This window comes from Micromonospora sp. CA-249363 (genome assembly GCF_050950185.1).
In the GTDB taxonomy this organism is placed as follows: Bacteria; Actinomycetota; Actinomycetes; order Mycobacteriales; family Micromonosporaceae; genus Micromonospora.
Genome location: NZ_CP192020.1, coordinates 4,836,208 through 4,856,972, shown reverse-complemented (window position 1 = coordinate 4,856,972; position 20,765 = coordinate 4,836,208). Strand labels below are relative to the sequence as shown.

Here is a 20,765-nt window from a genome sequence, read left to right as displayed (position 1 = left end):
CCCTCCCACCTGTGCGCCGCCTAGCCGGGTGGTACCCGTCGGTCGATGCCGTAGCCGTCGTTAACCTTGACCGCGATGGCCGTCGTGACTGACCCCCAGCCCCCCGCCCGGACCGACCCACCCGCGTCCCCGGACGGGGGCCGCCGTCGCGTCGTCGCCATGACGATCTGGGCGGTCGCCTTCGTCGCCGCGTGGCTCGGCATCGGGCTGCCCACCGACCCGGCGTACGCCTTCGTGTGGATCTGGCTCGGGACCATCGCCTGGAACAGCGACCGCCCGTGGCGCAGCCACCTGCGCTTCGCCCGGGACTGGGTACCGGTGGTGCTGCTGCTGGCCGCGTACAACCTCTCGCGCGGGTTCGCCGACAACGGCGCCACCCCGCACGCCATGGAGCTGATCGTCGCCGACCGGTTCATGTTCGGCTGGGCCACCGGCGGGGAGGTGCCCACCGTCTGGTTGCAGGAGCACCTGTACCGCCCACAGGTGCACTGGTGGGACATCGCGGCGAGCTGGGTGTACTTCTCACACTTCGTGGTGGCGTTGGCCGCCGCCGCCGTGCTCTGGCTCCGCGACCGACACCGCTGGGCCGCCTACATGCGGCGCTGGGGTTTCCTGTGCGCCGCCGGCCTCGCCACCTACTTCATCTACCCGGCCGCCCCGCCCTGGTGGGCCGCGCAGAACGGCCTGCTCACCGAGGTCGCCCGGATCTCCACCCGAGGCTGGAAGGCGTTCGGCATGCACGGCGCCGGCAACGTGCTCAACGCCGGGCAGATCGCCTCGAACCCGGTCGCCGCGATGCCGTCGCTGCACACCGCCTGGGCGCTCTTCGTGGTGCTGTTCTTCCTGCACACCACCCGCCGCCGGTGGTGGCCGCTGCTGCTCGCCTACCCCCTGGCGATGACCTTCACCCTGGTCTACTCCGGCGAGCACTACGTGATCGACGTGCTGGTGGGCTGGGCGTACGTCGGGCTGACCTACCTGGTCGTCGGCCTCGCCGAGCGCGCCTGGAGGCGGTACCGCGCCCGCCGAGCCACCACCACACCTCCCACCCCGGCACCCCCACCCGCACCCACCGAAACCCCCACCCCTCCCATAAATGCCAACCACTAACTAACCCGGCTGCTCGGCTCCGGCCGCCGCCCACCCGGCTCCTGTCGGTGATCATGAAGTTGTTGCGCTCCGTGTCGGCGTGTCGGGGCAATAACTTCATGATCACCGCGGTGTGGGGGTGGGGTGGGGTTAGGGGGTTTGGTGGCGGGCGGTTCTTGCTCGGGTGGTTAGTTCTGCCGCCAGGGACCAGGCTTCGAAGAGGTCGCGGTCCTGGGCCGCCGCGCCCGAGCCGCCGGCCGTGTCCGCGTACACGGTCGCGAGCCGCAGCCGGCGCTGCACCGGCCCCTGTACGACGCGCACGCTCTGGATCCGCGCGTACGGCACGATCGCCAACTGCCGGGTGAGCAGCCCGGACCGGGTGGCGAAGACCTGATCGAACAGGCCCGCGCCGAGCGCGCCGCGTCCAAGTGGGTGCAACCAGCGCGTCCGGGGCGGTGGTGGGCTCAGCGTCAGCGCGTCCAGGCGTACGCCGGGCAGCACCTCACCGACGATCATCGTGGCGGTCGGCAGGTCACCCACCGGCAGCAGCCGGTCCGGCCGGTTGCGGTCGTCGGCCTCCGCCACTGAGTAGCCGGCCACCTCCAACCGCAGTCGCAGCCAGCCGTTGACCCGCCACAGCAGCGGCCAGGTGGCCCGTACGGTCTGGACCCGATCCAGTGGCACGGTCTGCGCGCGGGTCTCCAGCAGGCCGTTGTGCACCCGCAGGGTGTCGTTGTCGCGGGCCAGCCGGAAATTCCAGTCGTCGAGGACCCGGCGGATCGGTTGGAGAAGCACACCGGCCATCGCGGTCAGCGTGCTCGCCACCGCGATGAACGACCATGACCCGGCGGTGACGAACTGCACCACGACGAAGGCCACCCCGAACGGGAGCAGGAACGCCTGTGGCGTGAGCAACTGGCTGACCAGGAGGCTCTGGTTGCGTACCGCGTGCAGCGGTCGGCCCCGCACGGCCGTCGGCGTCTCGACCTGCGTCGCGGGTGCGGTGCCGGCCGAGGGCACCGCACGCCCGGCGAGCGCCAGCAGCCGCTCCCGCAGGCGGGTCGCGTCGGCCACCCCGAGGTACGCCAACGGCGCTTCGGTCTTGCCTCCGCCGACGACCTCCAGACGCAGCTCGGCCAGACCGGTGAGCTGGGCGAGCAGGGGCCGGACCACCTCCACGGCCTGCAACCGCTCCAACGGGATGGCCCGGGTACGCCGCCAGAGCAGCCCCTCGTGCACCCGCAGTTCGCGGCCCACCACGTGGTAGCCGGTGTTGTACCAACTGATCACCGACAGCACGGTCGCGCCGAGCGCCAGCACCACCACCATCGCGGCGAACCAACCGAATCCGACCCGCGACAGCGTCGACCAGGACAGGCCGGCGATCACCACGACCAACGACTTGGCGCCGTGCAGCAGCGGGCTGAGCGGGTGCAGCCGCTGTCGGGGCTCCTCGCCACCGCCGCTCCCCGGGGCCGGCCAGGGCGGAACCGCCCCGGGCGGCCCGGCCGGATACGGCGGCGCGGAGGGATACGGCGGCGCGGAGGGATACGGCGGCGCGGAGGGATACGGCGGCGCGGAGGGATACGGCGATCCGGCGGGAAGCGACGGTCCGGCCGAATGCGACGGTCCGGCCGGGTGCGGAAACCCAGCGGCGTGCGGCGGCGCAGCGGGGTACGGCGTCGCGCCAGCATCCGAAAACCCGCCAGGATGTGGCGGCCCACCGGTGTGTGGCGGCCCACCGGCGTGCGCAGGGCCGGCAGGGAGCGGGCCGGCGTGCGGCGCGTCGGCAGGGGACGTGCCGCTGTCGGAAGGCGGCGGCACGGTGCCCGGCTCGACGGGGCTCTCGCTCATCGGGCCGGCGCCCGGTGGTGGCGGCGGTCGCCCGCGCGGGTGGTCACAGCCCCTCCGCCCGGTCCTCACCGAGCGCGGTGAGTCGGTCGCGCAGTCGGGAGGCCTCCGCCGGACGCAGGCCGGGCACCCGCGCGTCGCTGGCGGCCGCTGCCGTGTGCAACTGCACGGTGGCCAGGTCGAAGGCGCGTTCCAGCGGGCCGGCGCTCACGTCGACGAACTGCATGCGGGAGTACGGGACGATGGACAACCGCCGGACCAGCAGCCCGTGCCGCACGAGCAGGTCGTCGTCGCGTTCGGCGTAGCCCCAGGCGCGTACCGCCCGGACGATGGCCGTGGCCCGCCACCCGCCGAGCACCAGCACGATGGCGAGGGCGAGCCCGAACAGCCAGTGACCGCTCAGCGCCCAGCCGACCGCCGTCACCGCCAGGCCGATGGCCACCACGATCGCGAGTCGGATCAACTCCACCCAGATCAGGTCGGTGGAGATCGGCTGCCACCGGACGGTGTCCGGCCACGGTTCCAACGGCCCGCGGGCCGAGGTCGCCGAGGCGTCCCCCGCCGCCGTAGGGCCGCGAGCCGCCACGGGTCCAGGAGCCGACGCAGGGCCGGAAGCCAGCACGGCGCTGGGAGCCGGCACGGGGCCGGGAGCCGACGCGGGGTCGGGGGCGGACACCGGGCCGGGAGCCGGGACTGGGCCGGGCGGTGGCAGGAGGCCAGGGGCCGGCAGGTCGGGCGGGGGCGAGCCGGTGGCGGGACCGGCCGACGGCGGTATGGCGTTCGGCGGCAGCGGAGCCGGCGACGACGCGTCCGGCGGGGACGGGTCCGGGCCGAGCGTGCCGGGTGCCGGGAATGCGCCGGGCGGCGGTGCGATGCCGGGCGGTGCCGCCGCCGGGGAGGTCGGGTCGGTGGGGCCGGGGGAGGCCGGCGGGTCGGCGCGGTCCTCCGGGCTCACCGACCAGATCCTTTCCACGTGCCCCGTACCGCCGCGCTGCTGTGCCTCATCGCTCGCTCACACGTCGAGGGTAGGCGATCCGGACACCGGAGTGACGGTACGGAGAAAGCCACGGGCGTCCAGGAACGCTCCGAGAGTGTCCCGGTGCTCGGCGCAGGCCAACCAGGTCTTGCGCCGATCGGCGGTGTGCAGGCGGGGATTGTTCCACTCCAGCGCCCAGACGGCGGGGGCGCGGCAGCCTCGTGCCGAGCAGACCAGGGCCTCGTCGGCGGGGGTGGGGACGCTCATCCGGGCCAGTCTAGGGCGACCGGAGGAGGAAGTTTGAGCGCCGGGCGGCCACGGGGGGAGCCGCCCGGCGACGGGATGAATCGTACACGCGGCGGCCCGGTCCCTGTCCACCCGTGACGGGCGATTCGATGCTCGGGACGGCGCGGCGAAAATCGGCTTCTCCCCACCTCGACACTCAGGAAGGCATGCGAGTCTTGATACCGCACCAGCCGCGACGACCGACCAACGCTGTGGAGGACCGGTGGCCCAGCCGACCACGCCCGACGCCCCGACGCCCAACGGGGCGACACCCCAGGCGCCCGCCGCGGTGACCACGCCCGCGCAGGACGCCACCCTGTTGGAGAAGGCGTTGTTCGAGATCAAACGGGTGATCGTCGGCCAGGACCGGATGGTCGAGCGGATGTTCGTCGCGTTGCTCGCACGCGGGCACTGCCTGCTCGAAGGCGTACCCGGCGTGGCCAAGACCCTGGCCGTGGAGACTCTCGCCAAGGTCGTCGGGGGGTCGTTCGCCCGGGTGCAGTTCACCCCGGATCTGGTGCCGGCCGACATCATGGGCACCCGGATCTACCGGCAGTCGAGCGAGAAGTTCGACGTCGAGTTGGGCCCGGTCTTCGTCAACTTCCTGCTCGCCGACGAGATCAACCGGGCTCCGGCCAAGGTGCAGTCGGCGCTGCTGGAGGTGATGAGCGAACGGCAGGTCTCGATCGGCGGGGAGAGCCACCGGGTGCCCGACCCGTTCCTGGTGATGGCCACCCAGAACCCGATCGAGCAGGAGGGTGTCTATCCGCTGCCGGAGGCCCAGCGGGACCGGTTCCTCATGAAGATCGTCGTGGGCTATCCGACCGACGCCGAGGAACGGGAGATCGTGTACCGGATGGGCGTGGCCGCGCCGGAGCCGACGGCGGTCTTCGACACCCCCGAGCTGATCGCGCTGCAACGCAAGGCCGACCAGGTCTTCGTGCACAACGCGCTTGTCGACTACGCGGTTCGCCTGGTGCTGGCCACCCGTACGCCCGCCGAGCACGGCATGCCGGACGTCGCCCAACTGATCCAGTACGGGGCCAGCCCGCGCGCCTCGCTCGGCCTGGTCCGGGCCACCCGCGCGCTGGCGTTGCTGCGGGGACGCGACTACGCCCTGCCGCAGGACGTGCAGGACATCGCCCCGGACATCCTGCGCCACCGGCTGGTGCTCAGCTACGACGCGCTCGCCGACGATGTACCGGCCGACCACATCGTGCAGCGGGTGATGTCGACGATTCCGCTTCCGTCGGTCGCGCCCCGGCAGCAGGCCACGCCGCCGTCGAGCGCCCCACCACCCGGCGCGGGCTGGCCCGGGCAGCGGCCGTGACCTCACCCACCCCTCGTCCCGCCCCTCTGGGCGACCGCAGCGAGGCCGTGCTCTCCCGACTCCAGTTGCTGGTCACCCGCAAGCTCGACGGTCTGCTCCAGGGCGACTACGCCGGTCTGCTCCCCGGGCCGGGCAGCGAGGCGGGGGAGTCGCGGGAGTACCGGCCCGGTGACGACGTACGCCGGATGGACTGGCCGGTGACCGCGCGGACCACGACCGCGCACGTGCGGCGTACGGTCGCGGACCGGGAGTTGGAGACCTGGCTGGCTCTGGACCTGTCGGCCAGCCTGGACTTCGGCACCGGGCAGTGGCTGAAGCGGGAGGTGGTGGTGGCCGCCGCCGCCGCCATCACCCACCTGACCGTGCGCGGCGGCAACCGGATCGGCGCGGTGATCGGCACCGGGGGCGGCGCGTCCACTCCCGCGCGGCGCTGGCGGGGCGGCCCGCCTCCGGCCGGTCCGGGCGTGTTGACCCGCCTGCCGGCCCGCTCCGGCCGCAAGGAGGCGCAGGGTCTGCTGCGCGCCGTCGCCGGGACGGCGATCCAGCCCGGTCGGGGCGACCTGGGCGCGCTCGTCGACATGCTCAACCGCCCGCCCCGGCGGCGCGGGGTGGCCGTGGTGGTCTCGGACTTCCTGGCGCCGGCCGAGCAGTGGGCCCGGCCGATGCGCAAGCTGCGCGTCCGGCACGACGTGCTGGCGATCGAGGTGGTCGACCCGCGTGAGCTGGAGTTGCCCGACGTGGGGGTGCTGCCGGTGGTCGACCCGGAGAGCGGTGAGCTGCACGAGGTGCAGACCGCCGACCCCAGGCTGCGGCAGCGCTACGCGGAGGCCGCAGCCGCCCAACGGGCCACGATCGCCGCCGCGTTGCGCGGCGCCGGCGCGGCCCACCTGCGTCTGCGTACGGACCGAGACTGGCTGCTGGACATGGTGCGTTTCGTGGCCGCGCAGCGGCACGCGCGTACCCGGGGGACGACACGATGATCCGTTTTCTGCAACCGTGGTGGTTGCTGGCCGTGCTGCCGGTGCTCGCGCTCGCCGCGTTCTACGTCTGGCGGCAACTGCACCGCCGCGCGTACGCGATGCGGTTCACCAACGTGGACCTGCTGCGTACCGTCGCGCCCAGGGGCCTGGGTTGGCGGCGGCACGTTCCGGCGACCGCCTTCCTGCTCTGTCTGCTGGTGCTCGCCACGGCCCTGGCCCGCCCCGCGATCGACACGAAGGAGCCGTTGGAGCGGGCGACCGTGATGCTCGCCATCGACGTGTCGCTGTCGATGCAGTCCGACGACGTCGCGCCGAACCGGTTGGAGGCCGCGCAGGAGGCGGCCAAGCAGTTCGTGGGCGAGTTGCCGAAGAGCTACAACCTGGGCCTCGTCTCGTTCGCCAAGGCGGCGAACGTGCTGGTGCCGCCGGGCAAGGACCGGGACGCGGTGACCGCCGCCATCGACGGGCTGGTGTTGGCCGAGGCGACCGCCACGGGTGAGGCGGTGTTCACCTGCCTGGAGGCGATCCGGTCGGTGCCGGCCGACGGCGCGGCGGGTATCCCACCGGCGCGCATCGTGCTGCTGTCGGACGGGTTCCGCACCTCCGGTCGGTCGGTGGAGGAGGCGGCGGCCGCCGCGCAGGCGGCCAACGTGCCCGTCTCCACCATCGCGTTCGGCACCGACACGGGTCAGGTCGACATCGGCGGGCAGCTCCAACGGGTGCCGGTGGACCGGCTGGCCCTTGCCGAGTTGGCCGAGACGACCGAGGGCTACTTCTACGAGGCGGCCTCGGTGAGCGAGCTGAAGCAGGTCTACCAGGACATGGGCAGCTCGATCGGTTTCCGGACCGAGCCGCGCGAGGTGACCCAGTGGTACGCCGGGTTGGCGCTGCTGCTGGCGCTCTGCGCCGGCGCGCTCAGCCTGCTCTGGACCTCACGGATGATCTGAGGCGGCGAACTGACCGGAGGCAGGACGGCCGGCGGTGGTCAGTGACCGCCGCCGGCCAGGACGAAGACGACGGCCACCCAGACGGCGGCGAGGGTGAAGCCCAGCGGGGCGACGTAGCGGCTCATGGACGGCTCCGAGTGGCGGCTGGACGGTCCGCGAGCGGGGGGCGGACCGCAGGGGGTGGGGACGCGCACACGAAGTCGTGACCGGGCGGCTCCCGGCGACCGTCCGGTGACCGGACGGCGCGGCACGCACCCCGGCGTCGGCCGAGGTGGTGCGGGAGCGGAGCGGGGTCAGCTCGCCAGACTGAGTCGTGGCTCAGCGGGGCTGACCATCGGCCCGGCCACGACTAGGAGGATCGCTATCTCGCACAGCGATCACCTCCTACAGGTCGGCCCGGCCCGAACGTCGATGATCGTACACCTGAGCCGGCCCCGGCACGCACTCGGCCGACCGGTCCGCGCGCGCTCCACCGGGCGGCCGGACCGGCCCGGCCGGACGCGGCGTCGAGCCGCTTCCGCGCCCGCCGCGCACCACCGTGACCAGCACCACGGCGAGCAGCGGCAACCAGCAGAGTCGGGCCAGCACCCACCCCGGGCCGTCCGGCGTCGTGTGCAGTCCGGGTAGGGCCAGGCCACCACGGGCGGTGAGCGCCGTCACCGCGACCAGCACCGGCTGGTGCCACAGGTAGATCCGCACGGCGTCGCGGTTCACCGCGGCCACCGCCCGTCCCGGGAGCGGCCGTTCCAACAGCCGCTCCCAGGTGTCCCGCGCCAGCAGACCCAGCCCGACCTGGGTGACCGCCAGCGCCACGGCCAGCAGCGACGGCGGGTTCAGGTTGGACACGCCGGCACCGGGCACGCCGACCGCGCTGATCGGATAGCCCACCGCCACCAGCACGGCCAGCGCCACGGCCCCGCCACCGGCCAGCAGCGCCGCCGTCCGCCGGCCGGCCAGCCGTCCGTCGGCGTACGCGACGCCGAGCAGGTACGGCACCGACCAGGCCGCCACCACGCTGGCCGGTGGCACGGTGACGCCGTCGGGCAGCAGGCGGACCACGAGGTCGCTCGCCGCCACCACGGCCACCGCCGGCAGCGCGCAGCGCGTCACTCCCCATCGGCGTACGGCCGCGCGCAGCGGGCCGCTCACCGCGACCAGGAGCAGCAGCGGCGCCAGGAACCAGAGCGGACTGGTCGCGAGGTGAAGCCCGACGGCGAGCGTGTCGTCCGACGCGCCCGCCACGGTGGCGGCCAGCAGCACGGCGGCGCCGGTGCCCAGCAGCGCCACCGTGGGCAGCAGCAACCGACGCGAACGGCGTGCCAGCCAGCCGCCGGAGGTGCCCCGGTGACGCGCCAACGACCGGGCCGAGCCAAAGCCGGCGGCGAAGAAGAACAGGCCGAGCGTCTGCAACACCCAGGTGACCGGTGCCAGGGCGGGCAGCGTGGTCAGCGGGCTGGCCTGACGCAGCCCGCCGTCGCCGGTCAGCACCAGCCCGGTGACCAGCCAGTGCCCGAGCACCACCCCGCCGATCGCGTACGCCCGCAGCGCGTCGACCGCACGGTCGCGGCTCATCGGGCGTCCTCGACCGGAGCCGCGCCCCGCACGACCGCCGCGACCGCGACCAGTGTGGCGGTGCCCCCGGCCAGGTAGTCGTCGTGCCCGGACACCCCGTCCACCGGCAGCGGGCGGGCCCCGAACGCCGGGTCGCCGGGGCGACGACCGTGCCCGAGGCCGGCGACCCGCACCGGCGGCACCCGGCGAATCCAGTCGGACGGCGCCTCGGCCGCCCAGAACCGCAGTCCGGCGCGCAGGTCGTCGGCGCGCCGCACCCCGGCGCCGACGCCACCGAGGCTGACCACGTCGGTGACCTGCGCCGGGGCGTGCGCCGCCGCCAGCGCCGCCACCAGAGCCCCGTAGCTGTGCCCGATCAGCGTGATCGTCGCGGCCGGACGGCGTGCGGCCAGCTCCCGCAGCAGCCGCGCCAGTCCGCTCGCCCCACGTCGGGCGTCGGCGTCGCCGGCGGCGCCCACCACGCCGTCGGGCGGGTCGTAGCCGAGCCAGGCCAGCACGGCGACCCGCGCCGTCGGATCGGTCGACCGGACCTGCCCGTACAGCTGCGCCGCCTGCACCGACGGCGCCCGCCGCGCCACCCCGCCCAGTCCCCGGTCGAAGTCGGCGAGCGTGCTGCCCACCCCCGGCACGAGCACCGCGATCCGGTCCGCGGCGGCCAGGTCGCCGAGCACCTCCACCGCCCGCCCGTCGCCGCGCGGGTCGAAGGCCAGGAACCGGCGTCCGCCCGCCGCCCAGTCCGCGTACGGGGGGCCGGCCGCGCGCATCGCCGCCGCCGTCCCGGGGTACGCCTCGACGAACCCCACCTCCGCGACCGGCTCCGGCGGGCCGGGCAGGACCAGGTTCACGCCGAGCAGCGCGCTCAACGCGACACGCGTGGCACCTCGTCGTCGCATCGTCGTTCTCCCTCCCGAATGACGTCCGAAAGGGAGAGTGCGGGTGCGCCCGGGCGGCGGGCGTCGCACCGGGGAGCCGTCTTCCGGCTGCCCCTGTGGGGCTACTCGCCGGCGGCGACCAGACCCGTCTCGTACGCCAGCACCACGGCCTGGGCCCGGTCGCGCAGGCCGAGCTTGGCCAGGATGCGCCCGACGTGCGTCTTGACGGTCTGCTCCGCCACCACCAGATCCGCGGCGATCTCCGCGTTGTTGCGGCCTCGGGCGATCAACCGCAGCACCTCGGTCTCGCGCGGGGTCAGCCCGGCCAGGTCGGTCGGGCGGGGCCGGCGGCGGTCCGGGCGGGCCGCGAACTCGGCGATCAGTCGACGGGTCACGGCCGGGGCGAGCAGCGCGTCCCCGGCCGCCACCACCCGCACCGCCTGCACCAGGTCGGCCGCGGGCGCGTCCTTGAGCAGGAAGCCGCTCGCGCCGGCGCGCAGCGCCTCGTACACGTAGTCGTCCAGGTCGAACGTCGTGAGGATGAGCACCCGGGGACGCTGCGCCGAGCGGTCACCCACCAGTTGACGGGTGGCGGCCAGCCCGTCCAGGACCGGCATCCGCACGTCCATCAGCACCACGTCCGGGTCGAGCCGGCGGGCGGCGGCGACGCCCTGCGCGCCGTCGGCGGCGTCACCCACCACCAGCAGGTCGGGCTGCGCGGCGAGCAGCGCGCCGAAGCCCTGCCGGACCATCGCCTGGTCGTCGACGATCAGCACCTTGATCATGTGTCCGGGCTCCCCACCTCGTACGGCAGTTCGGCCGCCACCCGGTACCCGCCGTCCGGTAACGGCCCGGCGGTGAACGTACCGCCGAGCGAGGTGGCGCGCTCCCGCATGCCGGTCAACCCGTGTCCCGGGCCGCCGTCGACGGTCGGTGGGGCGTCGGGCGGGGAGTTGTCGACGCGTACTCCCACACCGGCCGGACCGGAGCGGACGGTGACGCGCACCGCGGCGCCGGGCGCGTGCCGGGCCGCGTTCGCCAGGCCTTCCTGGACGATGCGGTACGCGGCCAGCCCGACCGGCGCGGGCACCGGCCCCGGCGGGTCGGCGTCCAGGGTCACGGCCAGCCCGGCGCGACGGGCCGCGTCCACCATCGCGCCCACGTCGGCCAGGTCGGGCTGCGGAGCGGTCTGCGGCCCGCTGGCCTCGCTGCGCAGCACCCCCAGCAGCCGTCGCATGTCGGTCAGCGCGTCGCGGGCCGAGCCGGCGATGGCGGCGAACTCGGCGGCGGCCGGGGCGGGCACGTCGTCGAGGCGGTACGGCGCGGTCTCGGCCTGCACGGCGATCAGCGACATGTGGTGGGCCACCACGTCGTGCAGCTCACGGGCGATCCGGGTGCGTTCCTCCAGCACCGCGCGGCGCTCCTGCTCCCGTTCGCTCAGCTCGGTCTGCGCCGCGAGGGCCCGGCGGGACTGCCGGTTGCGCCGGATGAGGTCGCCGACGATCGCCAGCGCGCCGAGCAGCGCCAGGACGGCGGCCCGGTCCTGCGGTCGCACCAGGGTGAGCACCGGCACCGCCGTGATCACCACCACCCAGGCCAGCACCGGTCGGTCGACCCGCGCGACGGTCAGCGCGACCACCACGATCGACCCGAGCGCCAGGGGCGCCGTCCACGGACCGGGCTGCTCAGCCGGCGCGTTGAACGTGCACACGAGCAGGGCCAGCACGGTCAACCGCCAGGCCAGCAGCGGACGCCGGGGCAGCGCCAGCAGCGGCGCCACGGTCATGGCCGCGAACAGCACCGCCACCGGCGTCGGCAGGCCCAGGTCCAGCTCCACGCTCAGCGTGATCCAGAAGAGGCCGAGCGCGGCGAGCAGTCCGAGCGGGGTGACGGCTCGGGCCAGTCGGGGCCAGCGGGCCTGCAACGGTCGACCGGGTGGGGCGTCCCGCCCCCAGAGGGCCTGCCCCAGCGCGCCCAGAGCCACGACGACAGGTTGCCGGTTCACCACCCGGAGGCTACGGGGCAGCGCGGCAGGGGGCGTGCCCCCACGGGTTGATCCGCACGTCGTACCAGGGTGTGACGTGGCGGGGGTTAGCGCTTACTTGCGGGTAACGCCTAGGCTCCGACGCGTCCATGCTGAGCAGTCGCAAGGAGGAACCGTGGCCCGTACCGTGCTGGTGACCGGCGGCAACCGGGGAATCGGCCTGGCCATCGCGCAGGCCTTCGCCAAGCAGGGTGACCGGGTGGCGGTCACCCACCGCAGTGGCGAGCCCCCCGAGGGGCTGTTCGGCGTACGCGCCGACGTCACCGACGCGGCCTCGATCGACGCCGCGTTCACCGCCGTCGAGGCCGAGCTGGGCCCGGTCGAGGTGGTGGTCGCCAACGCCGGTATGACCGACGACACGCTGCTGCTGCGGATGTCCGAGGAGCAGTTCACCGGTGTCGTCGACACCAACCTCACCGGCGCGTTCCGGGTCGCCAAGCGCGCCTCCGGAAAGATGCTGCGGGCCAAGTGGGGCCGCTTCATCTTCATCTCGTCCGTGGTGGGCCTCTCCGGCGGCGCCGGACAGGTCAACTACGCCGCCAGCAAGGCCGGTCTGGTCGGCGTCGCCCGCTCGATCACCCGCGAGCTGGGCAGCCGCAACATCACCGCGAACGTGGTGGCGCCCGGCTTCATCGACACCGACATGACCGCCGGCCTGTCCGACGACCGCAAGGCGGAGATCCGCAAGTCCATCCCGGCCGGCCGGATGGCCAGCCCGGACGAGGTGGCCTCCGTGGTCACCTGGCTGGCCTCGGACGGCGCCGCGTACGTCTCCGGGGCCGTGATCCCGGTCGACGGCGGCCTCGGCATGGGCCACTGACCTTCTCTGACTACGGAGGAAACCCTGCATGTCCGGACTGCTCGCCGGTAAGCGGCTGCTCGTCACCGGTGTCATCACCGACGCCTCGATCGCCTTCTCGGTGGCGAAACTCGCCCAGGAGAACGGCGCTCAGGTCGTGCTCACCGGCTTCGGCCGGCTCTCCCTGGTCGAGCGGATCGCCAAGCGGCTGCCCGAGCCAGCGCCGGTGATCGAGGTCGACGTGACCAACGCCGAGCACCTGGCCAGCCTCGCCGACCGGGTCCGTGAGCACGTCGACGGGCTCGACGGCGTGGTGCACTCGATCGGCTTCGCCCCGCAGAGCTGCCTCGGCGGTGGCTTCCTCGACGCGCCGTGGGAGGACGTGGCGACCGCCCTGCACGTGTCGACCTACTCGTACAAGTCCCTCGCCATGGCGGCGCTGCCGCTGATGTCGGCCGGCGGCGCGGTGGTCGGTCTGACCTTCGACGCCACCAAGGCGTGGCCGGTCTACGACTGGATGGGCGTCGCCAAGGCCGGCCTGGAGTCCGCCTCCCGCTACCTCGCCCTGCACCTGGGCAAGCAGGGCATCCGCAGCAACCTGGTCGCCGCCGGGCCGCTGCGCACCATCGCCGCCAAGTCGATCCCCGGCTTCGACCAGTTCGAGACCGCCTGGAGCGAGCGCGCCCCGCTGGGCTGGAACCTCACCGACCAGGAGCCCGCCGCGCGCGCCTGCCTGGCGCTGCTGTCCGACTGGTTCCCGGCCACCACCGGCGAGATCGTGCACGTCGACGGTGGCTACCACGCCATCGGCGCCTGACGTTCCCTCGGCGACGCTCCCCGGGGCCGCCCGCGTGATCCACGCGTTGGCACCAGGGGGCGTCGCCGGGCCGTCGTGGGCGAGGGGCAAGAATGAGCCCATGGCGTACGACGCGGTGGTGCTGGTGTCCTTCGGCGGGCCCGAACGGCCCGAGGACGTGATGCCGTTCCTGCAGAACGTGACCCGTGGCCGGGGGGTGCCCCCCGAGCGACTGGCCGAGGTCGCCGAGCACTACCAGCACTTCGGCGGGGTGTCCCCGATCAACCAGCAGTGCCGCGACCTGCTGGCCGCCGTCCGTGCCGACTTCGCCGCGAACGGTGTCGACCTGCCCGTCTACTGGGGCAACCGCAACTGGGACCCGATGCTCGCCGACACCGTGGGCCAGATGCGCGACGACGGCGTGACCCGGGCGCTGGCGTTCGTCACCAGCGCGTACGGCGGCTACTCGTCCTGCCGGCAGTACCAGGAGGACATCGCCGCCGCCCGCGCCGCCGTCGGCCCCGACGCGCCGGTGATCGAGAAGCTGCGGCAGTTCTGGGACCACCCCGGGTTCGTCGAGCCCCACGTCGACGCGGTCCGGGCCGCCCTCGCCCAACTCGACCCCGCGAAGCGGGACACCACCCGACTGGTGTTCACCGCCCACTCCATCCCCAGCTCGATGGCGGCCAACGCCGGTCCGCACGGCGGCCGCTACGAGGCGCAGCTGCGCGAGACCGCCCGGCTGGTGGCCGAGGCCGCCGCCCCCGACCTGGCGTACGACCTGGTGTGGCAGAGCCGGTCCGGCCCTCCGCACGTGCCCTGGCTGGAACCCGACATCAACGACCACCTCGGCGCGCTCGCCGAGGCCGGCACGACGAGCGTGGTGGTCAGCCCGATCGGGTTCGTCTCCGACCACCTGGAAGTCGTGTGGGACCTCGACACCGAGGCCCTGGAGACGGCCAAGCAGCTCGGCATCGACTTCGTCCGGGCCGGCACCCCGGGCACCGACCCGCGCTTCGTGACCATGGTCCGGGAACTGGTCACCGAACGGACCGACCCGGACGGCGCGCAGCTGCGCCGCCGCCTCGGCGACCTGGCCATGTGGGACACCTGTCCCACCGTCTGCTGTGTACCGACCCGCCGACCGACGCCTGCTGGGGGCACCGATGCATGACCGCAAGCCCGTGCAGAGCTGGCTCACCGACATGGACGGCGTGCTGGTGCACGAGGGCCAGCCGGTGCCCGGAGCACCGGAGTTCGTCAACCGGCTGCGCGCCTCCGGGAAACCGTTCCTGGTGCTGACCAACAACTCGATCTACACGCCGCGCGACCTGACGGCCCGATTGAGCCGGATGGGACTGGACGTGCCGGAGGAGTCGATCTGGTCCTCGGCGCTGGCCACCGGCCAGTTCCTCGCCGACCAGCGGCCCGGTGGCACCGCGTACGTCATCGGCGAGGCCGGTCTGACCACGGCGCTGCACGCCGTCGGGTACGTGCTCACCGACTTCGCCCCGGACTACGTGGTGCTCGGCGAGACCCGCACCTACAGCTTCGAGGCCATCACCAAGGCGATCCGGCTGATCAACGACGGGGCCCGGTTCATCTGCACCAACCCCGACGTGACCGGTCCGTCCGTGGAGGGCGCGTTGCCGGCCGCCGGCTCGGTCGCCGCCATGATCTCCAAGGCGACCGGGGTCGAGCCGTACTTCGTCGGCAAGCCCAACCCGATGATGATGCGATCGGCGCTGAACACGATCAACGCGCACTCGGAGACCACCGCGATGATCGGCGACCGGATGGACACCGACGTCCTCTGCGGCCTGGAGGCCGGGCTGGAGACCATCCTGGTGCTCACCGGCATCAGCAGCCGTACCGAGGCCGAGCGCTACCCGTACCGCCCGTCCCGCATCGTCAACTCCGTCGCCGACCTGATCGACGAGATCTAACCCGCCCGCGCTGCGCTCTCGCGCTGCGCTCTCGCGCTGCGCCCTCGCTCCTGCCCTCGTCGATCTTGCACTTTCTGTCGCCGTTATGGGGCGTTACGTCCTTTAGGTCGCAGCAGAAAGTGCAAGATCGGCGCGGTGTTGGGGGCGCCGTGTCGGGGCGCGGTGGGGTTATGGGCGTAGGGGGGCGTTGCAGGCGGCTACCAGGGCCTGGCGGCAGGCTGCGGTGAGGGGGCGCAGCGCGGCGTCCCGTTGCTGCGCCTCGTAGTTGTTGATGGCGCCGCCCGGGGCGGCGTGCCCGGCCAACGCCAGCACCCGGTCGAGCACCGCGGCCCGGGCGAACAGCCGGCGGGCCCGCGGGTCGAACCCCGGCGGCAGGTCGGTGGTGCCGTCCGGGCGGCGCAGCGCGGCCAGCGCACCGGCCAGCTCGGGCCGCCACTGGGCCACGTCGAGCCGGGTCAGCACGGCGGTCGTCTCGGCCAGCGCGGTGGCCAACTCGGCCTCCGCCTCGGCGGCCCCGGGGAGCGACAATGAGGCGGCCGGCGCGTCGGCCGGCAGCGGGTACACCCGCCACAGCACCGTCTCGAAACAGTCCCCCGAGCCGGAGGTGTGACTCCGTACCTGCGGGATTAGGCCCAGCCCACCGGCGACCACCGCCTCGCCCGCCACCAGTGCCTCTCCGGCGAAGTCCCCGGGACCGGGCAGGCCCCGCGGGTCACCCGGCGCGGGCAGCACCAGCCGGATCTCGTCGGGCGACAACTTGGCCAGGGTGGGCAGCGCGGCACCCAACGGCACGTCGGTCCAGGTGCCCGGGGCGTCCGCGACGAGGTGCTCCTCGTCACCGGCGATGGCGTCGGCGACCTCGTCGTACGGCACTAACCCGGCGCGCCACGCGCGCACCCAGGCAACGAACCGGCTCGACCGGCGCGGCGCAAGCGTGGCCGCGCCCGTTGCGGGGGTGGACATGCCGAAAGGGTACGTGGTGATCGGTGGCCCTGTCTCGGCTGCCGCTCCGGCCGCCCTGCCTGCCCCGAACTGCCCCCTTCGCCCCACCCAGTACCGCCCTGCCCCGCCTGCCCCCACCCGGCCACCACCCTCACCCCCAATCCCGTCGATCATGGAGTTGCGGTGCCTGATTGCTCGCGGTTGATGGCGCTTCGTGCACCACCACAACTCCATGATCGGCGAGGCGAGGCGAGGCGAGGCGAGGCGGCGGGGCGAGGCGACGCGGCGGGGCGAGGCGGGGCCGGGCGCGGCGGGGTGGAGCGCGGCGCGGCGCGACGCGGCGCGACGCGGCGGGGCGGGGACGGGGTTCTGGTGACGGTGTGTCGGGGGGAGCCGGGCGGTGTGGTGGGGGTTAGCGTGATCGACATGGCAGGGCGATACGGCGAGGACGTGCTGGCCGGGGACTGGCGGCGACGGAAGGTCACTCCGGAGGTGGACGCCGAACCGGATCTCGTGGTGGAGGACGCCGACTCCGGCTTCTGCGGAGCGGTGGTGGGTTTCGAGGCCGGCGCGGTGGTGTTGGAGGACCGGCACGGGAAGCGGCGGAACTTCCCGCTGCTGCCGGCGGCGTTCCTGCTCGACGGCCGCCCGGTGACGCTGCGTCGGCCGACGCGCGCGCCGGTGCCGGCGGCCCGTCGGCGGACCGCGTCCGGTTCGGTGGCGGTGGACAACGTACGCGCCCAGGTCGCCAAGGCCAGCCGGATCTGGGTCGAGGGCATCCACGACGCCGCCCTGGTCGAGCGCATCTGGGGTGACGACCTGCGGATCGAGGGTGTCGTCGTGGAGCCGCTGGACGGCATCGACGACCTGGACGCGGCGGTCCGTGATTTCGCCCCCGGTCCGACCCGACGACTGGGCGTACTCGTCGACCACCTGGTGCCGGGCAGCAAGGAGAGCCGGATCGTGGCCCGGGTGACCTCGCCGTACGTGCTGGTGACCGGGCATCCGTACGTCGACGTGTGGCAGGCGGTCAAGCCGGCGGCGCTGGGCATCGCTGCCTGGCCGGTGGTCCCCCCGGGGCGGCCGTGGAAGGAGGGCGTCTGCGCGGCCCTCGGGGTGGCGGAGCCGGCCGACATGTGGCGGCACATCCTGTCCCGGGTGAACAGCTTCGCCGACGTCGAGACCCCGCTGATCAACGCCATGGAGCGTCTGATCGACTTCGTCACCGAGCCGGCCTGAGCGCCTGGTCCACCGTTACGGTCCACCGGGCGCCCGAAGCCGGGCGGTGGGTCAGGGGGCCTCGTCCGGGCTGCGCGTGAAGACGAACGTGGCGATGTCGATCGCCGTCGCCCGTCCGTCGTCGTCGCGCAGGACCGACAGGATCTCGCCGTTCTCCGGGCCGGAGCGTCCCCGCCAGCGGTCCGTCCCCTCGGCGGTGAAGCGGCTCACCCGCTCACCGCGTACGTGGGCCACCAGGTCACCCGCGTCCCAGCTCAGGTCCAGCGAGGTGCCCATCCACCACCAGCGACCGGTCAGCCCGGCCACCTCGGCAGCGGGCGGGGCCGTGGCCGGCCGCCACGGCTGCGGCGACGGCGGCTCGGCGTCCAGCACGGCGGTCAGGAGCCGACGGCCGAGCGTGGTGATCGGGAAGCCGTACGAGTTGGCGAAGCCGACCACGGCGGTACGACTGGGCCGGTGCACCGCGAGGGCGGCCACGTACCCGGGCATCGAGCCACCGTGCCCGACGTACACGCGCTCGCCGTCGCGGTAGAGCTCCAGCCCCAGGCCGTGCCCGCCGGTCCAGGCGTCGAGGTCGCTGATCACCACGGGCGCGCACATCTCGGTCAGCGTCTCGGCGGCCAGCACCGAGGGGTCGGGGTCGGCGAGGAACGCGGCCCAGCGGCCCAGGTCCTCGATCGTCGACCAGAGCTGCCCGGCCGGGGCCATCGCGCCGGTGTCGGTCCGTGGCTCCTCGCGCAACGTGTGGTGCCAGGGGTGGACGACGTAGCCGCGGGCGTACGGCTCGGTGGCCGCGTAGGTGGTGCGGCGCAGGCTCAGCGGGGTGAGGATCCGTTGGTCGAGCAGGTCTGCCCAGGGCGTGCCGGTGAGCCGTTCGAGCAGCCCGCCGAGCAGCCCGTACGCCAGGTTGGAGTAGTGGTACGTGGCGTGCGGCGGGTAAGCGATCTTGTCGGCGGTGACCCCGGCGAGCAGGGTCGGTAGGTCGACGCCTTCGGCCCGCTCCCACCAGTCGCCCTCGGGTTCGCGTTGGACCCCGCTGGCGTGCCCGAGGAGTTGGCGCAGGGTGAGCGCGCCGAGGGCGGTGCCCGGCAGGTGCTGCTCCAGCCGGTCGTCGAGAGCCAGTCGGCCGGCGTCGCGCAACTGCATGATCAGGGTGGCGGTCATCGTCTTGCTGATCGAGCCCACCCGGTACTGCAGGTCGACGTCCGGCCGCGGGTGTTCGCCGGCGGCGGCCAGGTGCGCCAGCGTGCCGTCGCGGACCACGCCCAGCACCAGCGACGGGACGTGGCCGTCGGCCTGCGCCTGGGCGACCCGCGCGTCGATCTGTCGGGCGGTCTCGGGTAGCAGGGTCAACGGATCTCCTCGGGTCGGGCCGCCGCCGGATGGGCCCCGCCGAGCCTACTGATCTTCGCGGGGAAGCCGCGCGAGCATTTGCGTGTCACGATCGTGGTGTGGACGCGGTGGTGTGGATCGTTCTGGGTGTGGTGCTGGCGGTCGCCGAGATCTTCACGACGACCCTCTTCCTGATCATGTTCGGGGTCGGCGCGTTCGCCGCCGCGGGTGCTGCGGCCCTGGGTGCGCCGGTCGCCGTGCAGGCGCTGGTCTTCGCGGTGGTGTCCGCGCTGAGCCTGGTCGTGGTCCGGCCGGTGATCAAGCGGCACGGCCGGTCCGCGTTGGAGAGCGGCGAACAGCCGTTCGGCGTGGAGGCCATCGAGGGCTCCACGGCGCTGGTGCTGGAGCGGGTGGACGCCGACCACGGCCTCGTCAAGATCGACGGTGAGTTGTGGACGGCCCGGTCGTACGACACGACGCAGACTTTCGAGCCCGGCCAGCGGGTTCGGGTGATAAAGGTCCGGGGCGCGACCGCCCTGGTGTGGCAGGACGACGTTTCTTCCGCCGGCGAGCTGCCGGAAGCGAGAGGGTGAACGGGATGACGATAATCGGGGTGCTGGTGATCGCGGTGGCGCTGATCGCCGTGATAACGCTGGCCAAGGCGGTGCGGATCGTGCCGCAGCAGCGCCATGACGTGGTGGAACGGCTCGGCAAGTACAAGCGCACCCTCAGCCCCGGTCTCAACCTGTTGGTGCCGTTCATCGACGCCGTCCGTACCAAGGTCGACATGCGCGAGCAGGTGGTCAGCTTCCCGCCGCAGCCGGTGATCACCTCGGACAACCTGGTGGTCTCGATCGACACGGTCCTCTACTTCAAGGTGGTCGACCCGGTCCGGGCGACGTACGAGATCTCCAGCTTCCTCCAGGCCATCGAGCAGTTGACGGTGACCACGCTGCGGAACGTGATCGGCTCGCTCGACCTGGAGCGGGCGCTGACCAGCCGCGACGAGATCAACCGGCACCTGTCCGGGGTGTTGGACGAGACGACCGGCCGCTGGGGCATCAAGGTGACCCGGGTCGAGATCAAGGCGATCGAGCCGCCGGCCAGCATCCGCGACTCGATGGAGAAGCAGATGCGCGCCGAACGGGACCGTCGCGCCGCGATCCTCACGGCCGAGGGGCACAAGCAGTCGCAGATCCTCACCGCCGAGGGTGAGAAGCAGTCCGCGGTGCTGCGGGCCGACGGTGACCGGCAGGCCCGCATCCTGCAGGCCGAGGGTCAGGCGAAGGCGATCCGCACGGTGTTCGACGCGATCCACCAGGCGAACCCGAGCCAGAAGGTCCTCGCCTACCAGTACCTGCAAGCACTGCCGCAGATCGCACAGGGCAGCGCCAACAAGGTCTGGATCGTCCCGGCCGAGCTGACCAAGGCACTGGAGGGCATGGGCGGCGCGCTCGGCGGGCTGAGCCAGATGGTGGGGGACCTGCCCGCGCCGGAGGCCGCCGACCACGCGAGCCAGGTGGAGCGCGAGGCCGCGGAGGCGGCGCAGGCTGCTGCCGCCGCCGCCCAGCAGATCCACGACGAGGTACGCGTCGCCGAGGCGCAGGCCACCGGCGGCAACAAGCCGCAGGGGCTGCCCGCGCCGGAGCCGGTCACCCCGGACAGCCTGGTCAACGACCCGACCGACCAGCGCGAGCGCGGCTGACCCGTCGCACGGGCCGCGCGGCGCTGACCGCGGGCCGCCGCGCGGCGCTGACCGCGGGCC

21 protein-coding genes are annotated in these 20,765 nt (G+C 73.6%); 11 read left to right on the top strand and 10 right to left on the bottom strand.

Going from position 1 to position 20,765, the window contains the following annotated elements; translation table 11 throughout:
• The first annotated feature begins 75 nt into the window (after nt 1–75).
• A complete protein-coding gene (locus ACQPZK_RS21460) occupies nt 76–1,110 on the top strand; it encodes a phosphatase PAP2 family protein (RefSeq protein ID WP_433534720.1) in 1,035 nt (344 codons plus the stop codon).
• A 129-nt stretch (nt 1,111–1,239) separates the two neighbouring features.
• On the opposite strand, the gene ACQPZK_RS21455 is transcribed toward ACQPZK_RS21460, so the two are convergent.
• From ACQPZK_RS21455 to ACQPZK_RS21445, 3 genes are all read right to left on the bottom strand, one after another.
• Nucleotides 1,240–2,418, bottom strand: coding sequence for a PH domain-containing protein (locus ACQPZK_RS21455; protein WP_433539267.1), 1,179 nt, complete (start codon nt 2,416–2,418; stop codon nt 1,240–1,242).
• 568 nt (nt 2,419–2,986) lie between these two features.
• The gene (locus tag ACQPZK_RS21450; protein ID WP_433539266.1) at nt 2,987–3,562 is read right to left on the bottom strand and encodes a PH domain-containing protein; all 576 of its coding nucleotides are present in this window, start codon (nt 3,560–3,562) and stop codon (nt 2,987–2,989) included.
• A gap of 390 nt (nt 3,563–3,952) precedes the next feature.
• Nucleotides 3,953–4,183 carry a hypothetical protein gene (locus ACQPZK_RS21445; RefSeq protein ID WP_422735853.1) on the bottom strand — a complete coding sequence of 77 codons (231 nt, stop codon included), beginning with the start codon at nt 4,181–4,183 and terminating at the stop codon, nt 3,953–3,955.
• Nucleotides 4,184–4,424: 241 nt separating this feature from the next.
• On the opposite strand from ACQPZK_RS21445, the gene ACQPZK_RS21440 reads away from it, so the two are divergent.
• Genes ACQPZK_RS21440 through ACQPZK_RS21430 form a run of 3 tightly spaced genes read left to right on the top strand, consistent with a single transcriptional unit; the run spans nt 4,425 to nt 7,458 of the window.
• Nucleotides 4,425–5,531 carry an AAA family ATPase gene (locus ACQPZK_RS21440; RefSeq protein ID WP_433534719.1) on the top strand — a complete coding sequence of 369 codons (1,107 nt, stop codon included), beginning with the start codon at nt 4,425–4,427 and terminating at the stop codon, nt 5,529–5,531.
• Entirely contained in the window at nt 5,510–6,511 is a 1,002-nt protein-coding gene (locus ACQPZK_RS21435) for a DUF58 domain-containing protein (RefSeq protein ID WP_433539265.1), read from the top strand. The genes ACQPZK_RS21440 and ACQPZK_RS21435 overlap by 22 nt, the downstream gene beginning before the upstream one ends.
• Nucleotides 6,508–7,458, top strand: a complete 951-nt coding sequence (locus ACQPZK_RS21430) for a VWA domain-containing protein (protein WP_433534718.1) — start codon at nt 6,508–6,510, stop codon at nt 7,456–7,458. Before ACQPZK_RS21435 ends, ACQPZK_RS21430 begins: the two co-directional genes overlap by 4 nt.
• Nucleotides 7,459–7,496: 38 nt before the next feature.
• Here the strand turns inward: ACQPZK_RS21430 and ACQPZK_RS21425 are convergent, their stop codons facing one another.
• The 5 genes from ACQPZK_RS21425 to ACQPZK_RS21405 all read right to left on the bottom strand — a co-directional run bounded on the left by ACQPZK_RS21425 (nt 7,497) and on the right by ACQPZK_RS21405 (nt 11,907).
• On the bottom strand, nt 7,497–7,652 hold the full coding sequence (locus ACQPZK_RS21425) for a hypothetical protein (RefSeq protein WP_354861697.1): 156 nt from the start codon (nt 7,650–7,652) through the stop codon (nt 7,497–7,499).
• Between the two features lie 190 nt (nt 7,653–7,842).
• Nucleotides 7,843–9,030, bottom strand: a complete 1,188-nt coding sequence (locus ACQPZK_RS21420; RefSeq protein WP_433534717.1) for an acyltransferase family protein — start codon at nt 9,028–9,030, stop codon at nt 7,843–7,845.
• Complete coding sequence (locus ACQPZK_RS21415; RefSeq protein WP_433534716.1) at nt 9,027–9,923, bottom strand: alpha/beta hydrolase; 897 nt, start codon at nt 9,921–9,923, stop codon at nt 9,027–9,029. The genes ACQPZK_RS21420 and ACQPZK_RS21415 overlap by 4 nt, the downstream gene beginning before the upstream one ends.
• Nucleotides 9,924–10,024: 101 nt before the next feature.
• Nucleotides 10,025–10,687: a response regulator gene (locus tag ACQPZK_RS21410; protein ID WP_433534715.1), complete on the bottom strand. Its 663-nt coding sequence runs from the start codon at nt 10,685–10,687 to the stop codon at nt 10,025–10,027.
• Nucleotides 10,684–11,907, bottom strand: a complete 1,224-nt coding sequence (locus ACQPZK_RS21405; protein WP_433534714.1) for a sensor histidine kinase — start codon at nt 11,905–11,907, stop codon at nt 10,684–10,686. Before ACQPZK_RS21405 ends, ACQPZK_RS21410 begins: the two co-directional genes overlap by 4 nt.
• A 154-nt stretch (nt 11,908–12,061) precedes the next feature.
• On the opposite strand from ACQPZK_RS21405, the gene fabG reads away from it, so the two are divergent.
• From fabG to ACQPZK_RS21385, 4 genes are all read left to right on the top strand, one after another.
• Nucleotides 12,062–12,766, top strand: a complete 705-nt coding sequence (gene fabG / locus ACQPZK_RS21400; protein ID WP_433534713.1) for a 3-oxoacyl-ACP reductase FabG — start codon at nt 12,062–12,064, stop codon at nt 12,764–12,766.
• A 28-nt stretch (nt 12,767–12,794) separates the two neighbouring features.
• On the top strand, nt 12,795–13,562 hold the full coding sequence (gene fabI, locus ACQPZK_RS21395) for an enoyl-ACP reductase FabI (RefSeq protein WP_421472122.1): 768 nt from the start codon (nt 12,795–12,797) through the stop codon (nt 13,560–13,562).
• 100 nt (nt 13,563–13,662) lie between these two features.
• Nucleotides 13,663–14,715: a ferrochelatase gene (locus ACQPZK_RS21390; protein ID WP_433534712.1), complete on the top strand. Its 1,053-nt coding sequence runs from the start codon at nt 13,663–13,665 to the stop codon at nt 14,713–14,715.
• Complete coding sequence (locus ACQPZK_RS21385) at nt 14,708–15,487, top strand: HAD-IIA family hydrolase (protein ID WP_433534711.1); 780 nt, start codon at nt 14,708–14,710, stop codon at nt 15,485–15,487. The genes ACQPZK_RS21390 and ACQPZK_RS21385 overlap by 8 nt, the downstream gene beginning before the upstream one ends.
• Nucleotides 15,488–15,655: 168 nt before the next feature.
• Here ACQPZK_RS21385 and ACQPZK_RS21380 read toward each other — a convergent pair whose 3' ends face one another.
• Nucleotides 15,656–16,450: a hypothetical protein gene (locus ACQPZK_RS21380; RefSeq protein ID WP_433534710.1), complete on the bottom strand. Its 795-nt coding sequence runs from the start codon at nt 16,448–16,450 to the stop codon at nt 15,656–15,658.
• Nucleotides 16,451–16,855: 405 nt separating this feature from the next.
• Between ACQPZK_RS21380 and ACQPZK_RS21375 the strand changes: the two genes are divergently transcribed.
• A complete protein-coding gene (locus tag ACQPZK_RS21375; RefSeq protein WP_433534709.1) occupies nt 16,856–17,668 on the top strand; it encodes a DUF3097 domain-containing protein in 813 nt (270 codons plus the stop codon).
• A gap of 51 nt (nt 17,669–17,719) precedes the next feature.
• Here the strand turns inward: ACQPZK_RS21375 and ACQPZK_RS21370 are convergent, their stop codons facing one another.
• On the bottom strand, nt 17,720–19,021 hold the full coding sequence (locus ACQPZK_RS21370) for a serine hydrolase domain-containing protein (protein ID WP_433534708.1): 1,302 nt from the start codon (nt 19,019–19,021) through the stop codon (nt 17,720–17,722).
• Nucleotides 19,022–19,119: 98 nt separating this feature from the next.
• Between ACQPZK_RS21370 and ACQPZK_RS21365 the strand changes: the two genes are divergently transcribed.
• Together ACQPZK_RS21365 and ACQPZK_RS21360 are read left to right on the top strand one after the other, a co-directional pair.
• Complete coding sequence (locus ACQPZK_RS21365) at nt 19,120–19,593, top strand: NfeD family protein (protein ID WP_433534707.1); 474 nt, start codon at nt 19,120–19,122, stop codon at nt 19,591–19,593.
• A 5-nt stretch (nt 19,594–19,598) separates the two neighbouring features.
• A complete protein-coding gene (locus ACQPZK_RS21360; protein WP_433534706.1) occupies nt 19,599–20,705 on the top strand; it encodes an SPFH domain-containing protein in 1,107 nt (368 codons plus the stop codon).
• Nucleotides 20,706–20,765: the final 60 nt, after the last annotated feature.

Coding starts and splice junctions, on each gene's coding strand:
- ACQPZK_RS21460 (WP_433534720.1), top strand. CDS start 76: ATGGCCGTCGTGACTGACCCCCAGCCCCCCGCCCGGACCGACCCACCC.
- ACQPZK_RS21455 (WP_433539267.1), bottom strand. CDS start 2,418: ATGGTGGTGGTGCTGGCGCTCGGCGCGACCGTGCTGTCGGTGATCAGT.
- ACQPZK_RS21445 (WP_422735853.1), bottom strand. CDS start 4,183: ATGAGCGTCCCCACCCCCGCCGACGAGGCCCTGGTCTGCTCGGCACGA.
- ACQPZK_RS21430 (WP_433534718.1), top strand. CDS start 6,508: ATGATCCGTTTTCTGCAACCGTGGTGGTTGCTGGCCGTGCTGCCGGTG.
- ACQPZK_RS21420 (WP_433534717.1), bottom strand. CDS start 9,030: ATGAGCCGCGACCGTGCGGTCGACGCGCTGCGGGCGTACGCGATCGGC.
- ACQPZK_RS21415 (WP_433534716.1), bottom strand. CDS start 9,923: ATGCGACGACGAGGTGCCACGCGTGTCGCGTTGAGCGCGCTGCTCGGC.
- ACQPZK_RS21410 (WP_433534715.1), bottom strand. CDS start 10,687: ATGATCAAGGTGCTGATCGTCGACGACCAGGCGATGGTCCGGCAGGGC.
- fabI (WP_421472122.1), top strand. CDS start 12,795: ATGTCCGGACTGCTCGCCGGTAAGCGGCTGCTCGTCACCGGTGTCATC.
- ACQPZK_RS21390 (WP_433534712.1), top strand. CDS start 13,663: ATGGCGTACGACGCGGTGGTGCTGGTGTCCTTCGGCGGGCCCGAACGG.
- ACQPZK_RS21385 (WP_433534711.1), top strand. CDS start 14,708: ATGCATGACCGCAAGCCCGTGCAGAGCTGGCTCACCGACATGGACGGC.
- ACQPZK_RS21380 (WP_433534710.1), bottom strand. CDS start 16,450: ATGTCCACCCCCGCAACGGGCGCGGCCACGCTTGCGCCGCGCCGGTCG.
- ACQPZK_RS21375 (WP_433534709.1), top strand. CDS start 16,856: ATGGCAGGGCGATACGGCGAGGACGTGCTGGCCGGGGACTGGCGGCGA.
- ACQPZK_RS21360 (WP_433534706.1), top strand. CDS start 19,599: ATGACGATAATCGGGGTGCTGGTGATCGCGGTGGCGCTGATCGCCGTG.